The sequence below is a fragment of the Salinicola corii genome (genome assembly GCF_008298015.1).
In the GTDB taxonomy this organism is placed as follows: Bacteria; Pseudomonadota; Gammaproteobacteria; order Pseudomonadales; family Halomonadaceae; genus Salinicola; species Salinicola corii.
Window position 1 is genome coordinate 47375 of record NZ_VTPX01000011.1, and the last position, 15291, is coordinate 62665.

General features: G+C 64.8%; 13 protein-coding genes. 5 read left to right on the forward strand and 8 right to left on the reverse strand.

The genetic code is table 11. The features are described 5' to 3' along the window. Positions 1–7: 7 nt before the first annotated feature. Both F0A16_RS17000 and fucP read right to left on the reverse strand, forming a co-directional pair. On the reverse strand, positions 8–1561 hold the full coding sequence (locus F0A16_RS17000; RefSeq protein ID WP_149436564.1) for a DHA2 family efflux MFS transporter permease subunit: 1554 nt from the start codon (positions 1559–1561) through the stop codon (positions 8–10). A 438-nt stretch (positions 1562–1999) separates the two neighbouring features. Further along, positions 2000–3298 (reverse strand): L-fucose:H+ symporter permease, encoded by a 1299-nt coding sequence (gene fucP / locus F0A16_RS17005; protein ID WP_223119814.1) that lies wholly within the window; start codon positions 3296–3298, stop codon positions 2000–2002. A 472-nt stretch (positions 3299–3770) separates the two neighbouring features. Here fucP and F0A16_RS17010 point away from each other — a divergent pair, with 472 nt between their 5' ends. Next, positions 3771–4466, forward strand: coding sequence for a DUF4396 domain-containing protein (locus F0A16_RS17010; RefSeq protein WP_149436565.1), 696 nt, complete (start codon positions 3771–3773; stop codon positions 4464–4466). 46 nt (positions 4467–4512) lie between these two features. On the opposite strand, the gene gcvA is transcribed toward F0A16_RS17010, so the two are convergent. After that, the gene (gene gcvA, locus F0A16_RS17015; protein ID WP_187776057.1) at positions 4513–5427 is read right to left on the reverse strand and encodes a transcriptional regulator GcvA; all 915 of its coding nucleotides are present in this window, start codon (positions 5425–5427) and stop codon (positions 4513–4515) included. Between the two features lie 213 nt (positions 5428–5640). Here gcvA and F0A16_RS17020 point away from each other — a divergent pair, with 213 nt between their 5' ends. Then, positions 5641–6897 carry an MFS transporter gene (locus F0A16_RS17020; RefSeq protein ID WP_149436567.1) on the forward strand — a complete coding sequence of 419 codons (1257 nt, stop codon included), beginning with the start codon at positions 5641–5643 and terminating at the stop codon, positions 6895–6897. Positions 6898–6933: 36 nt separating this feature from the next. Next, on the forward strand, positions 6934–7821 hold the full coding sequence (locus F0A16_RS17025) for an NAD(P)-dependent oxidoreductase (protein WP_149436568.1): 888 nt from the start codon (positions 6934–6936) through the stop codon (positions 7819–7821). 59 nt (positions 7822–7880) lie between these two features. On the opposite strand, the gene argC is transcribed toward F0A16_RS17025, so the two are convergent. The 5 genes from argC to tmpA all read right to left on the reverse strand — a co-directional run bounded on the left by argC (position 7881) and on the right by tmpA (position 13047). Continuing rightward, entirely contained in the window at positions 7881–8852 is a 972-nt protein-coding gene (gene argC / locus F0A16_RS17030) for an N-acetyl-gamma-glutamyl-phosphate reductase (protein ID WP_149436569.1), read from the reverse strand. Between the two features lie 62 nt (positions 8853–8914). Next, positions 8915–10165, reverse strand: a complete 1251-nt coding sequence (locus tag F0A16_RS17035; RefSeq protein ID WP_149436570.1) for a pyridoxal phosphate-dependent aminotransferase — start codon at positions 10163–10165, stop codon at positions 8915–8917. A gap of 163 nt (positions 10166–10328) precedes the next feature. Then, the gene (locus F0A16_RS17040) at positions 10329–11285 is read right to left on the reverse strand and encodes an ABC transporter substrate-binding protein (RefSeq protein ID WP_239023866.1); all 957 of its coding nucleotides are present in this window, start codon (positions 11283–11285) and stop codon (positions 10329–10331) included. A 56-nt stretch (positions 11286–11341) separates the two neighbouring features. Next, on the reverse strand, positions 11342–11920 hold the full coding sequence (locus F0A16_RS17045; RefSeq protein ID WP_149436571.1) for an HD domain-containing protein: 579 nt from the start codon (positions 11918–11920) through the stop codon (positions 11342–11344). After that, positions 11917–13047 (reverse strand): 2-trimethylaminoethylphosphonate dioxygenase, encoded by a 1131-nt coding sequence (gene tmpA / locus F0A16_RS17050; protein WP_149436572.1) that lies wholly within the window; start codon positions 13045–13047, stop codon positions 11917–11919. The genes F0A16_RS17045 and tmpA overlap by 4 nt, the downstream gene beginning before the upstream one ends. A gap of 95 nt (positions 13048–13142) precedes the next feature. Here tmpA and F0A16_RS17055 point away from each other — a divergent pair, with 95 nt between their 5' ends. Next, the gene (locus F0A16_RS17055; protein ID WP_149436573.1) at positions 13143–14162 is read left to right on the forward strand and encodes a GlxA family transcriptional regulator; all 1020 of its coding nucleotides are present in this window, start codon (positions 13143–13145) and stop codon (positions 14160–14162) included. Positions 14163–14304: 142 nt separating this feature from the next. Next, positions 14305–15186: a beta-keto acid cleavage family enzyme gene (locus F0A16_RS17060; RefSeq protein ID WP_149436574.1), complete on the forward strand. Its 882-nt coding sequence runs from the start codon at positions 14305–14307 to the stop codon at positions 15184–15186. The last annotated feature ends 105 nt before the right edge of the window (positions 15187–15291 follow it).

Consider the following 15291-nt stretch of genomic DNA (forward strand, 5'->3'; position numbering starts at 1 on the left):
AGCGGAGTCAGGCATGGGGCGAACGGCGCCAGCGGCTGAGTAGCAGCGAGGGGATCACCACCAGCAGCAGGCTGCCGATCAGAATCCAGAAGCCGTCCTGATAGGCGAGAATCGACGCCCAGATCGCCTCGATGCGGCCCAGCAGATAGCCGGCCATGGCCGGCTGGTGAATTTCCGGCACGCCGAGGCGGCCCACCAGGTCGGTCAGTTGTCCCAGGGCCTGGCGGGCGGTGGTGTTGCCGGCGTTGACGCCGGCATTCAGGAGCTGGCCGTGATAGGCGGTCTGGCGGTCCAGCAGGATGACCAGTCCCGCCGTGCCCAGCGCGCCGCCCAGTTGCAGGGCGAAGTTGATCGCGCCGGAGCCGTGGCCGGTGAGGTGGCCGGGCAGACCGGCAATGGCGTTGGAGAGCGTCGGTGGCGGGAACGAGGCCATGCCGATGGAGAGAATGCCCATCGCCATGGCGAGGTAGAAAAACGAGGTGTCCCAGTCCATTTGCGCCATCAGCCAGACCGAGAACAGGGTGCAGGCCAGCCCCGGCAGGGTGATCCAGTGGGGTGGATAACGATCGCTGAGCCAGCCCACCAGCGGTACCAGGATGCCGAGTACGGCAGTGGACGGCAGGAATATCTGGCCGGCGGTGATCGGACTGTAGTGCAGCACCGCCTGCACGAATTGCGGCAGCAGGTACATGATGCCGTAGAAGGTGCCGCCGAACAGGCACATCGCCAGCGTACCGGCGACGAACAGCCGGTTGCGGAAGATCGCCAGATCCAGCAGCGGGTGGGCGATACGTCTCTGCCAGGCGATGAAGGCGGCACCGCAGAGCACCGAGGTCAGGATCAGTTCGGGCACTCGCGGGTCGTACCAGCCCCAGCGCTGGCCGTTGGAGAGCGCCGCCAGCAGCGAGAAGACGCCGACGAACAGCAGCACGACACCGGCCCAGTCGAACGGTGGACGAGGCCCCTTCTGTTCCCGGGTCGGCAGGAAGAATAGCCCCATGACGATGGCCGCGAAGCAGATCGGCAGAGTCACGAAGAAGACGTAGCGCCAGGTGAAGTGCTCCACCAGCCAGCCGCCGACCACGGTCGCCAGGGTCAACGGCAGCCCCAGGCACATGCCGTACATGGCGGTCGCCATGCCGCGTCCTTCCGGTGGATAGGTGGCAAACAGCGCCTGCATGGCGACCGGTCGGATCAACCCGGTCATGCCGCCCTGGACGATCCTGGCGGCAACCAGCGCCGCCATGCCCTGGCCCAGGCCACCGAGGATCGAAGCCGCGATGAACGCCAGCAGCAGCCCCACGAAGGTGGCACGCTGGCCGACCGCCGCCACCAGCCAGGGAGCGATCAGCAGCGATACCGTGGTCGAGGCCAGGAATCCGGTGGAGAGCCACTGAACCTGGGAGTCGCTCATGCCGAAGGCACCCTTGATGTAGGGGATGGCCACGTTGACGATGGTGATCGACATGCCCAGCGCCACCAGCCCCAGCATCACCGTCAGCGTGACCCAGAGCTTATAGCGGGGGCCGTAGCGCTCGAACAGCTGCTCGACCTGGGTCATGCGTCGTTGCCCTGGCTGGCGATCGTCCGGGTCATGAGAAGCAATGGAAGTCCTTGTCGGTTCATGGGCACGCTATCGAGCCGACTTCGCCTGCCGCGACGGGGCGGCAGGTTGCTGGCTCGCGAAGGAGACGACGTCGGGGCTCTCGTGGCTGGGACGAGGGGACGGCGATGAAGGAAGCAGGCGAATCGATAACGCGTCTATGTTTTGCTCGCTAAGCGATTATCCCGATTTGATTGTATGACTTTCAAGGGGATCGCGACTAAGGTCGCGCTCGTCATGCGTCTGGCGTTTGGTCGAGTGGTGCGCGGTCGGCGGAGCCACCGGCCAGCCGGGTGACGGATCGAAGCCGGGAACCGATGCCCGGCTTCGACGAGTCGAGGGCCCCATCGAAAACGCCCCTCGCGGAAGGGGCGTTTCAGGTGGCGGCCGGGGCGTTCAGGACGAGGCGGCGTGGGCGTCCCGCACCGACGGATGCGGATCGATGACCCGCGAGCCGCGGAAACCGTAGAAGGCGATGAACAGGTAGCAGATCAGCGGCAGTACGAAGGCGTGGTGAATACCCACGGTGTCGGCGATCGCGCCCTGGGCGACCGGCAGAATGGCGCCGCCGACGATGGCCATGATCAGCAGGCTCGACGCCTTGCTGGTCAATGGGCCGAGCTTGGCGATGCCCAGCGTGAAAATGGTCGGGAACATGATCGAGTTGAACAGACCGATGGCGACGATGCTCCACATGGCGGTATGACCGGAGGCCAGCATGGTGGTCACCGTGAGCAGCGCCGCCACGATGGCGAACAGGCCCAGCAGCAGGCTGGGACGTATCTTCTGCATCAATGCCGACCCGATGAAGCGGCCTATCATCGCGCCGCCCCAGTAGTAGGCGACATAGCTGGCGGCATCGCTCTCGCTCATGTTGCCGATGTCCGGCAGCGAAATGTAGTTGATCAGGAAGCTGCCGATGGACACCTCGGCGCCGACGTAGGCGAAGATGCCGATCACGCCGAACAGCACGTGGGGATGGCGCAGCGCCTGGGCGGCGGTAACTTTCTCGGTGGGGCTGTCGTCGCGGGCCTGGTCCTTGAAGTTGGGCAACTTCCAGAGGTAGATCACCACCGCGAGAATGGCGAGGACCGCCGCCAGCAGCAGGTAGGGGAGCTGCACGCTCTGGGCCTGCTGGAACTTGTAGGCCATCCGGTCGGCGCTGGACATCTCGGCCAGCTCACTAGCGCCCAGCACTGCCGCGCCCAGGATCAGCATCCCGCCGAAGTACGGCGCCAGCGTGGTGCCCAGGGAGTTGAACGCCTGGGCCAGGTTGAGCCGGCTGGAAGCGGATCCTTCCGGCCCCAGCAGACTGACATAGGGGTTGGCCGCGACCTGCAGCATCGTCACCCCGCTGGCCAGCACGAACAGGGCGGTCAAAAACAGCGGATAGGAGGGCGCTCGGGCAGCGGGATAGAACATCACCGCGCCCACGGCCGCGATCAGCAGGCCCAGGCTGATGGCGTTCTTGTAGCCGATTCTGGCCAGCACCTTGCCCATCGGCAACGACATGATGAAATAGGCGCCGAAGAAGGTGAACTGGATCAGCATGGTCTGGGTGTAGTTGAGCGAGAAGACCGCCTTCAGGTGGGGGATCAGAATGTCGTTGAGACAGGTGATGAATCCCCACATGAAGAAGATCGTCGTGACGACGACCAGCGCGCTGCGATAGTTCGATCGTTGCATGTCGGGCATGAGCGAAATCCTTATGGTGACAAGTCCTGAAATGAGCGTTACCGACCCGACCCCGTCGTGTCAGCGCGGTTGCTGGCGCGAGATGATGCATTAAGCGAGGTGGCTTATAAAGTAGCCGTTCATCATTAGAACGATAAGGAAATTGTCACCATCCACGCGTCGGACCATGGTGGTATTGACGCCTGTCGAAGCGTCTGCTCGATAGATTCGTAATCTTTACTCGGTAGCGGCGATCATTACACCGATGCGGGTGATGAGGGGTATTTATTTGCGTGATTTAACGTCTTTTTTCAGGTGAAGCTTTGGAGGACACGTGGGGAGAGCCGCCAAGCCATGACAGGCGCGCCTGCCAACCGGTGTCCCGGACGTCGCTTGTGGACGACGCCGGGCGTTTCTATACCTAGGGCATGCTCGACGTCATGGCCCGGATTCGGATATCCGGCGTCAACAAACCGTAAGGGAGGACAATGCCATGCTGACTGTCTGGTCCTGGGGCTTCCTGCTGCTGGGCATCGCCACTGCGCTCACGATCGCCGTCGATGTCTCGAGGCGCCCCCAGCCGATGTCCATCATGAACGTGACCTGGCCGATCACGGGGCTCTACATGCCGCTGATCGGATGGTGGGCGTATCGACGGATGGGACGCGCGCCAACCCGGTCGGAGCAGGTCCGGCAGGATCATGGCCACGACCATGGCCACCATGGACACCATCACGGCGGCGACAAGCCGAAGTGGCAGAGCGTCTTCGTCTCCGCCACGCACTGCGGCGGCGGCTGCACGCTGGGCGATGTGGTGACGGCGCCCATCGCGACGGTGACCGGGTTCGCACTGCTGGGTTCGACGGTGCTGGGGCACTTCGCGCTGGCGTTCATCGGCGCCTATCTGTTTGGCGTGCTGTTCCAGTACCTGCCGATTCGGGCGATGAGCGACGCCGGCCCGGGAGCGGCGCTGCGAGACGCGATCAAGGCCGATACGCTGTCACTGATCGCATTCCAGATCGGCATGTATCTGTGGATGCTGATCGCGCTCCACGCCTGGCTGGGAGAGATGGATGCGTTCACCGCGCCGTTCTGGTTCATGATGCAGGTCGCGATGCTGGTCGGCTTCATGACCTCCTACCCCGCCAACTGGCTGCTGATCGAACGGGGCATCAAGCACGGCATGTAGTCGTGCCGGGTGAAAGCGCTGGGTGTGCGGACCCGCGTCGGGCGCTTCAGCGGTGGGTCGGGCGGCCGGCGTCGAGCAGGCCCTCTTCGGCCAGGCGGTCGAGCAGCCAGTCGCGAAAGGCGACCACCTTGGGCAATTGGCTGCGACGGCGGGTGCAGACCCAGTAGCAACTCAGGCCGATCACGTGACCGGCGCCGAAAGGTTCGATCAGGCGGCCGCTGGCGATCAGCGGGTGGGCGATCTCCTGGTGGGTGATGGCGACGCCGAGCCCGGTCATGACCGCCTCCAGCGCCAGCGTGTCGTTGTCGAAGGTCGGGCCTCTGCCGTTGTCCAGGTGAGAGAGGCCGCGGGGGGTGAGCCACGCCCGCCAGCCCTCTGGGCGCAGCCGGGTCTGGATATGCGTCACGCTGGTGAGGTCCTCGGGCGTCTTCAGTCTCTCCGCCAGGGCGGGCGAACAGACCACGGTTAGCCTCTCGTGGAACAGGAACCGCGTCTCGAGGCTGGCGGCCGGAGGCCTGGAGAGGTAACGGATCGCCATGTCGACATCCGCCTGTTCGACATCGACAAGATCGACGGAAGTCTCCAGTCGCACTTGATAGGCCGGGTAGGCGGACTGGAAGTCGGCCAGCCGCGGGATCAGCCACCCGCTGGCGAAGATCGGAACCGTCGAGACCGTCAGGACAGGGTCCTCCGGCCTGGGTGTGACCGCGGCGACGGCATCGCCGATGCGATCCAGGCCGTCGCGAACACCCCCGAACAACCGTCGCCCCGAGTCGGTAAGCAGCACTTGCCGAGTGCGGCGTACGAACAGCGTCGTCTGTAGCGTCTCTTCCAGTCCTCTCACCTGATGGCTGATCGCCGATGCGGTCACGTGAAGCTCTTCGGCGGCGTGATGAAAACTTTCGTGTCTGGCTGCGGCCTCGAAGGCGCGCAAGGCGTTCAGTGACGGCAGGTAGCGCATTGGAGTGTGACACCATGAGTGAAAATAACTCATTTATTATGGCAAGAAGTTTCTTTTGTCGTTACCCGGCGACTTGCCTAGATTGCGAGACAGTTCAGCAGTCGAAAACCCCGGTGTCGGTGATTTTTTCTCATCGGCTACCGGTTCGAACGGGTCCCTTCGACAGCCGGGGCCGACCCGCATCCGCGGAGCGGCAAGCTCGAGTCGTCGTTCATGGGTGGCATCATGGGATTTTTCTCGCGCACACAAATTTCCACTCCGTCGTCGGTCGCCCGCGAGGCACTGCCCTGGAGCGCGCTGGCCCTGCTCTGGCTGGTCGGTCTCTACATGCGCCTGCCGATTCTGATCGCGCCGCCGTTGGCCGGGGATATTGCCGAGGCACTCTCGCTGGGAAGCGCGGCGGTGGGGGCGTTGACCACCGTGCCCTATGTGGTGCTGGCCTTGAGCATGATGCTGGCGGTCCGGTTCGCCCGGGGAATCGGCATGCTGCGAGCGCTGGTGCTGGCGCTGGTCATCGTGACGATGGGGTCCGGCGCTCGCGGATTGACGCTCTCCGTCCCCGTTCTGTTCATCGCGTCGGTGGTGATGGGGCTGGGCCTGGCACTGATGCAGGTGACCATACCAGCGCTGTTGCGGGACTGGACACCACGCCACCTGGCGCTCGGTAGCACGGTCTATCTCAACGGTATGACGGTGGGCGAGCTGATCGGCGCTGGCGCCACCCGACCCATCGTGTTGAAACTGGCTGGCGACAGCTGGCAGGTGGCGATGCTGCTGTGGTCGTTGCCGGCGTTGATGATCGTGGCACTACTGGTTTTGAAGCTGCGAGCGGCACCGCGACGTGCCGGCGGGGTATCAGAGGCCGAAAGTGGACCCCGGCGTGGCATTTCGCTGCGCTCCCGGCGTGTCTGGTTGATGGGCGTGCCGTTGGCCGCGTCGGTCGGGCTTTTCATGGCGACCAATGCCTACATGAGCAGCATACTCGATGCCCGCGACGAGACCGAGCTGCTGACCCTGGCGCTGCTGTTCTACAACGCCAGTCCGCTGGCGGCCTCGCTCGTCATGCTGTGGCGGGGGCGACGCTGGATCACTCGACGCTGGCCGCTGGGAATCTTCGCCGCGCTCGGCGTGCTGGGGCTGGTCGGCTTCCTGGCGATGGAGGGGTGGCCCGCCCTGATCGCGCTGGTGGTTTCCGGTTTCGGCATCACCCTCGAGCTGACCCTGATCATGGCCTTGCCGCCTTGCCTGGAACGCGGCGAGGCGGTGGCCTCGCTGACCGCCGGCATGTCTTTCGTCGGCTACTCCCTGGCCTTTGTCATGCCGATGGTCGGCGGCTGGATGGCGGAAGCCTTCGACCGTGCGAGCCTGTCGCTATGGCCGATGCTGGTCTTCGCGGCATTGAGTCTGGTCGCCGTCTGCCGGATGCCGATGACGGCACGCGAGGATGACGAAACGGCAGTGCCCGCCTAGGCTTCGAGAGTCGTGTTTGTCTCGAGGATCTTGCTGATGTCCGATTCCCGCTCCGTCGCCGTGCTGGGCCTGGGCGCCATGGGCCACGCTTTCGCCGACAACCTCCTCGAGGCCGACTTCGATGTCAGCGTCTGGAACCGCTCGCCCGGCAAGGCGGATGACCTGGTCGCCGGTGGCGCCAGACTCGCCGACTCCGCCGCCGATGCCGTCGTCGATGCCCAGGCGGTCATCGTCATGCTGCCGGACCTGGCAATAACCCGTGATGTGCTACTAGGCGACCGCGGGGCGCTGGCGACGATGGCGAGAGGCGCCGTGCTGGTTCAGATGGGCACGCTGGGCGTGGCCGAAACCGATCGACTGATCGCCGAAGTCGGTGAATCACGGGACGATATCGTCTTCATCGATGCCCCGGTTTCCGGCACCAAGGCCCCGGCCGAGCAGGGCGCGGTGGTCGTACTGGCAAGCGGCGACAGGGATCGCGCGGCAGGCGTCGTCGAGCCGATCTTCGACGTGCTGGGCAAACAGACCCACTGGCTGGGGCAGGCCGGACGGGGCGCCCGGATGAAGGTCGTCATCAACGCCTGGCTGATCTCGATGATGCAGGGGATCGCCGAGACCGCCCACCTCGCCGACGCGCTCGGCGTCGCGGGCGACGAGCTGTGGCAGGTACTCGAGGGCGGCCCGCTGGCCACGCCCTACATGAAGCTCAAGCTGGACACGATCGCCGGCGGCGATTTCGATCCGCAGATGGCGCTGCAGTGGGGGCTGAAGGACGCGGGGCTCGCGTTGGAGGCGGGGGACGAAGAGGCGCTGCCGTCACTGGCCCAGATCCGCAACCTCTGGTTCGATGCGGTCAACGCCGGCCATGGCGAGCAGGATATCGCGGCGATCCACGCGTATCTGGATCGCTATCGTCGCCGATAACGGCTGCCGAACCTGCCGGGCCGGGCCTGTCGGCGGCCCCGGCCTCGACAGGCGAGGCGTCAGACGTCCAGGCCAGTCGTCTCGTCCACACCTAGATGCACGTTCATGTTCTGCACGGCGGAGCCCGCTGCACCCTTGCCAAGATTGTCGAGTCGCGATACCAGGCAGACGCGCTCGTCGTTGCCGAACACGAACAGGTCGACGCGGTTGGTCTCGTTGGCGCCCTGGACGTCGAAGAAGCCGTTGTCCAGATTGTCGAGTGCCTCGACCGGCCGCACCCGGACGAATGGCTCGTCGGCGTAGTGCGCGCGATAGACGCCGAGCAGGTCCTCCGCGCCCACGCCCTCCGGCAGGTGCGAGAGCTGCAGCGGTACGCTGACCATCAACCCCTTCAGGAACGGGCCGACGATCGGCGAGAACACCGGCGGCTGGGCCAGGCGGCCATGCTGCTGCATCTCCGGCAGATGCTTGTGACCGAGCGCCATGGCGTAGGGGCGTGGCGCAGCCAGGCGGTTGTCACTGTCGTTCTGGTACTCGGCGATCATCGCCTTGCCGCCGCCGCTGTAACCGGTCAGCGAGAAGGCCGAGAGCGGGTAGTTCGCCGGTAGCAATCCGGCGTCCACCAAGGGCCGCACCAGCAGAATGAAGGCGCTGGCATGGCAGCCGACGTTGGCGATGCGCTTGCTGGCGCGAATCCGGTCGCGCTGGCCCTCGTCGAGCTCCGGCAGCCCGTAGACCCAGCTCGGATCGGTGCGAAACGCCGTGCTGGCATCGATTAGACAGGTGTCCGGGTTCTCGACCATTGCCGCGGCTTCGCGAGAGGCTGCGTCCGGCAGGCACAGAAAGGCGACGTCGGCGGCATTGAGGAGGCGCGCTCGCTCGGCCGGGTTCTTGCGCTTGTCGCTGTCGATGCGCAGCAGTTCGATATCGTCGCGAGCCTGGAGATAATCGAACAGCCGCAAGCCGGTGGTGCCTTCCTGGCCGTCGACATAGACCTTGAAAGCGCGCTGGGATGAGTCCGGAGATGCCATGGGCGTTGTCCTGCCGTTGATCTTTGACGACGTCGTGATCGTAGTATTGTGCGGATTCGGGGTCAGCTTGTCATGCCGTCGAGCGGCCGGGCCGCCAATCGGGACTCGCCCTGGCACTCCTGGGCGCAACGCTCGATTCGCCGGCACGCTTCGCGCAGGCGGTCGGCATCCACGGTCAGGCTCAGCCGTACGAAGCCCGCGGCGGAAGCGCCGAAGGCCTCGCCCGCGAGTACCGATACGCCATGCTCGTCGAGCAGACGATCGGCGAAGGCATGGGTGCTGAGTCCGGTCGCGCGAATGTCGATCATCATGAACATCCCGGCGGCTGGCGGCAGCGTGGCGACGGTCTCGCTGTCGCGCAGCGTATCGACCACGGCATCGCGGCGCTGGCGGTAGGTCTCGCGCATCATGTCCAGTGCCGCCGGCGGTGCGTCGAAAGCGGCGATGGCCGCGTCCTGGATGAACGGCTGGCAGCCGTAGAGCATGCACAGGGCAAGATTGACCAGATGGGCCATCAGCGGCCTCGGGCCGACGACCCAGCCGAGTCGCCAGCCGGTCATGGCGTGAGATTTCGACAGGCTGCTGATCACCACGGTACGCTCCGCCATGCCCGGCAGGCTGTCGGGACTGAGGTGCTCGCCGTCGAAGATCAGGTCGGCGTAGACGGCATCGACGATCAGCCACAGGTCGTGCTTGCGGCAGAGTGTGGCAATCGTCTCCCACATCGCCGGTGTCAGGCACTGGCCGGTGGGGTTGTGGGGGCTGTTGATCAGGATCGCCTTGGTGCGTGGCGTGATCGCCGCTTCGATGTCGGCCGGGCGGGGCTGAAAGCCTTCGTCGGGCGGCAGCGATACCCACACCGGCACCGCCCCGGTGGACTGAACCACTGCTTCGTAGGTGACATAGGCCGGTTCGGGAATGATCACCTCGTCGCCCGGATCGAGCAGGCACTGTGCCGTGGCGTAGAGACCGCACTGCGCGCCAGCGAGTACGGCGACGTGGTCCGCGCTCGTCTCGGGCTGGCCGCCATGGGCACGATGATAGGCCGCGATGCGCTCGCGCAAGGCCTGCTTGCCCTGCACGTCGGCGTAGTGGGTCACGCCGCGACGCAGACTGTCGACGGCGGCGTCGACGATGGAGGGCGGGGTGTCGAAATCGGGATCGCCGACCGAGAGGATGATGACGTCTTCGCCACGGGCCTGGCGCGCCTTGGCACGAAAGTGAATGTTCCAGGCGCTGGCGCCCTCGCCGGCGATGCGTTGGGTCAGTTGGGCATAGCGGGGAGACACGTGGTGTGGATCGGCTGAACGCATGGCAGTCTCGTGGTAGCGAATCGCGGAGTGGAAGCAGGCTGATAGTGACAGACTAGCGATTCCGTGTTCCCACGAACAGCCGCCGGGCGGGGAGTGCCTGCTCGGCGGCTGTTCGTCGCCTTGTCGACCTCCGCACGGCGGCGCCGGTCGGGCCGAAACGTTCTTACTGCAGGCTGGCTTTCACCGCGTCGAGCGCCGGTCGGCCGTCGCGGGTGGTAATGCCATCAAGGAACTCGGCGACGCGGTCGGGATGATCCTGCAACCATTCCCGGGCGACTGCCTCGGCCGAGCGCTCCCGGCGGCCATAGCCGTCGATGAATTCGCTCTGCTCGTCGGCGGTCAGCGTGAACTGCTCGAGCAGTGCGAGCAGATTGGGATTGGCCTCGGCGAATGCCTTGTTGACGATGGTTCGCACGTCGCTCTTGCCGTTGTCCGGGCTGTAGACCGATTCCGGGTCGTCGAGAATGTGCATGTCGTAGGCCGGGGTCATCCAGTGCGGCGTCCAGCCGTACCAGACGATCCAGCGCCTGTCATTGAAGGCGGCATCGACCTCCGACAGCATGCCCGGCGTCGAGGAGTCGAGAATCTGCCAGTCGCCCAGGCCGTAGACGTTCTGGTCCTGTGCGTCGTGAATGAATGTGCTGACCGTCGAGCCGGATTCGATCGAGTAGAAGCGTCCATTGAACTGGTCGCGATGCGCATCCAAGTCCTCGGCGCTGTGGACGCCGGCATCGTAGACGTAACCCGGCACCGCGAAGCCCATCCGTGCACCGGTGACGTTGTTGCCGAGATCCTCGATCTTGCCGCTGGCCATCGCCTCGTCGTGACTCTCCTGTTGGGCCGGGATCCAGCCGGCCAGGAACACATCGCTGTCGCCGGTCTGAAGCGTCTGATAGCCGACTGTACTGCTGACCTCCTGAGTCTCGCTGCCATAGCCGAGCGGTGTGATCAACTGACTGAAAACCTCGGTCTTGACGGTGACGCCGGGCCAGGGCGGAACGACGAAATTGATGCTGTCGGCCCGATCCTGCGATGGGCTCTGGGCGAGAGCCGCCATCGATACGGTCATCAGCGATAGCGGCAGCAGCGTGGCGGCCACGAGTGCGGGGCGTGGTGTCATGGTGACTCCTCGTTTTTATGCCAATGTCGGGTGTCGATTCCGGGGCCGGGTTCCGCTCATTCGCTCCGCACGTCGGGCAGCCCGGCGCCCTCGAACGGCGGACGTCCCAGGACTCGTTCGAGTACGGGGCGGAAGTGTTCGAGAGGCAGCGTGTCGTAGTCGGGATCGAACGAGGTCTGGTCCCATTCGTCACAGAAGCGAACCGTACGTGCGTAGGCAGGGTGGTCGCGAAATGCGTCGCGAGCGTGGCGATCCAGGCCGTAGAAGTGGCGGTAATGATAGCCTTGGAACAGCTCGTGATGGCGAATCATCCACACATTGTAGGGATCGATGAAGGGTTCGAGGATCGCGGCGGCGATCTCGGCATGATTGTCCGGTGCCAGATCGTCACCGATATCGTGCAGCAGCGCGCAGACGATGATCTCCTCGTCGGCCCCGGCGCGCTCGGCGCGGGTCGCGGTCTGCAGGCAGTGGATGTAGCGATCCACCGGGTAGCCGTGGGTGTCGCCCTCGAGACGCAATAGGTGATTGATGACGCGCTCGACGATGCCCTCGCGGTAGTCGCGAAAGTGCGCATCGATCTTGCACCAGTCATCCGCCTGGCTATGGTCGAACCGGGTAAAAGTGGCGCTCATGCGGACTCCTGAAGCGAGTAAGGTGAGGCACCGATCTGGCGACGTAACGTCAGGCGCCGGCTGGCGGTGGTGTCACGATCGACGTAACCCTGGCGAAGATGGCGAATGCCCTGGCTGAGCCGGAAGGCGGTGCGCCCGTGCAGTAGACGGTAGTTATCCATGATCAGCATCTCGCCCGGTGCCAGCTTGGGCGTCAGCGTCAGTTCCGGCGCGGTAATCAGCGCGAAGAATGCGCGTCGGGCAGCGTAGTAGCGATCCAGTTGCTCGGGCGGCAACGGCGGGACGCGCTCGGTGCGATTGTTGTAGCGCACCCGGTTCACCTCGCCGCGGGCGTCGAGTTCGATCAGCGGGCCTTCGCTTTCCAGGTGGGCTTCGTCGTCGACGTAGCGGAATCGCGTCGAGGTTCGGGTCAGGCACTCGAAAGCGTCGGGGTCGTCACGACGCAGGCGCTCGGCGGCCATGAAGCCGTCCGCCAGTGTGCTGTCGCCGCCGCTATCGGCATTGCTCAGACAGTGCAGCCAGATATAGCCGGGGATCGGGTCGCGATAGGGATTGTCAGTATGCGGCTCGAGTCCGCGCTGGGTCATGGTCAGATCGAACGCCTCGGCGATCGACTTGACGTCGGCGATGCCGCCCCAGTTGGTCCGGCGCAGCGGTCCGAGGCGCTCCACCAGCGGCATCATGCCATCCAGCGTCAGCGGTACGCTGCTGACCTTGACGAAACCGTAGCGCTCGAGCGATTCGAGCATCTCCGCCAGGGCATCGTCGCTCTTTAGCGCGTGGGTGAAATCGGCACTCGGCATCCTGGTCAGCGAGGCATCCCAGCGCTCATGTACGGCGTCGGCTGGCCATTCGCGATCAAGATCATGCAGGGCAAAGCGGGCTTGATGACCATCGCTGAAGGTCAGTTCGATCTTCTCGCCATCGCAACCTGCCTCGACCAGCGCCAGATCCAGTGGCAGGGCGGCGGCCTCGATCAGCCGCTGGCCGGTGCGTGGATCGAGAGTTTCCGCATCGGGGGCGCGCTCGCGTAGCCACAGCGCGTGGAAGCGCGTTTCCCGACTTCCCTCGACGACTCGCAGTTGGCGAGCGTAGGTGCCGGGGATGATTTCGACGAAAACGTCCATGGCGACATCTCTCGGTGGGTCCGTGTGCTGATACCCTAGGAGGTGTCGCATCGAAGCAATTGATCTTTTTGGCCGTGTCGGCGACGCTTTTCGCCATGACCGATCATTCAACGCCGAAATGGCTCTATCCCCGCCCCGATCTCCCGCCCGTGCTCTCGCCCGAAGAGGCGGATGTCACGGTCAACCTGTGGCTCCTGCCAAAATTCTCGATGCTGACGCTTTATTGCCTGCTCGAGCCGCTGCGCGTCGCCAATCGATTCGGACGCTCGCTGTTCGCGTGGCGGTTGTTTTCCAACGATGGCGGGCCGGTGACCGCCAGTAACGGCGTGACCGTCGATATCGATGCGGCACTGGGGCGAGCGCCGATCTTCGATAACCTGTTCATCGTGGCATCGTACGAGGCCGAGGCGACGGTGGCTTCGTCGCAGTGGGCGGTGTTGCGCCAGGTCGCGGCCCACGGCGGTCTGCTCGCGGCGCTGGAGACGGGAGCGTTCATTCTGGCTCGGGCCGGGCTGCTCGATGGTTTCGAAGTGGCCCTGCACTGGGAGAGCGCACCGGCCTTCGTGGAGGAGTTTCCCGACCTCACCTTGAGCGACGCCCGTTACCGGTTCGATCGCCAGCGTCTGACGGGTGGCGGTGGCGCGGCCAGTCTCGATCTGATGATGGCTTTCATCGAGCGCGAGCACGGGGCCAATCTGGTCGCGGCACTGAGCCGCCAACTGGTGCACTCGCGTCTGGATCCGCGCATCGAGGTAAATGCCGGGAGGGAGGTCGGCTCGGAGTATCACCCCCGAAGCGTACGCCGGGCGGAGGCGATCATGGAGGCCAATCTGGCGCAGCCATTGATGATTCCCGACATCTGCCGACGGGTCGGCCAGTCCCAGCGCCAGCTCAACCGGCTCTTCCAGCGTTATCGCGGCGAAACGGCGAAAGGCCGCTATCTGTCGCTGCGACTCGACCGGGCTCGGCAGATTCTCGCCGATAGCCGAACCAGCGTGACCCAGGCTGCGCTGGCGGTAGGGTTCGCTCAGCCAGCGCATTTTTCCCGGGTCTATCGGGAACGGTTCGGCGAGTCGCCGCGAACCACGGCACAGCGGGGCAGAGGGTTGTCGTAAAAAGTCAATTTTACGGCGTCTAATGACAATGTGCGGGCCTTGGTGGCGACCACAATGGGTGGCATCGATAGGCACCCATCGGGTGTACTCATGCACCGCCGCGAACGGTTAACGGTTCGGGGCCGAACCAAGAGAGGATCTCATGAATCGCGACGTCATCCTGACCTGTGCCGTTACCGGCGCTGGCGATACCGCCGGCAAACACCCGGACCTGCCGATCACGCCCAGGCAGATCGCCGATAGCGCGCTGGACGCCGCCCGTGCCGGTGCGAGCATCGTTCATCTCCACGTGCGCGATCCGGAAACTGGCGGCGTCAGCCACTCGACCGATCACTTCCGCGAGGTGGTCGAGCGCATCCGCGAGTCCGACGTGGACGCGGTTATCAATATCACTGCCGGTGGTGGTGGCGACCTGTTTCCCGAAATTCGCAACGGCGTGATCCACGGGCTCGAGGGCACCGACCTGCAGACGGCGGCGGAGCGTCATCACCCGGTGGGTGAGTTGCTGCCGGAACTCTGCACGCTGGACTGCGGCAGCCTCAATTTCGGCGACATGGTCTACCTCAACACCGCCGACTGGCTGCGCGAACATGCGCGGTTGATCCAGCAGGCCGGGGTCAAGCCGGAGCTCGAGTGCTTCGATCTCGGCCACGTCTGGTTCGCACGTCAGCTGGTCGAGGAGGGGCTGATCGACGGCGACCCGCTGTTCCAGCTCTGCCTGGGGATTCCCTGGGGCGCCGAGGCCGACACCGAGACCATGCTGGCGATGCGCAACAAGCTGCCGGAAAACGCGATCTGGTCGGCGTTCGGCATCGGCCGCCAGCAGTTCCCGATGGCGGCGCAGTCGATGATCATGGGCGGGCACATGCGGGTCGGCCTGGAGGACAATCTCTACCTGAGCAAAGGCGTCTTCGCCACCAACGCCCAACTGGTCGAGCGTGCCGCCACCATCGTCGAAAACCTGGGCGGCAAGGTGCAGACGCCGGCCCAGACGCGGGAGTCGCTCGCGCTGCGCAAGCCCTGAGAGGAGGTTTACAAACTGCCTGCGCTCGACAATACGGCGTTAAAATCGGCCTTAAAATGCTCATTTACCCCCGTGTAAACTCCGCTTTTTCGGCCGATTTTGCCT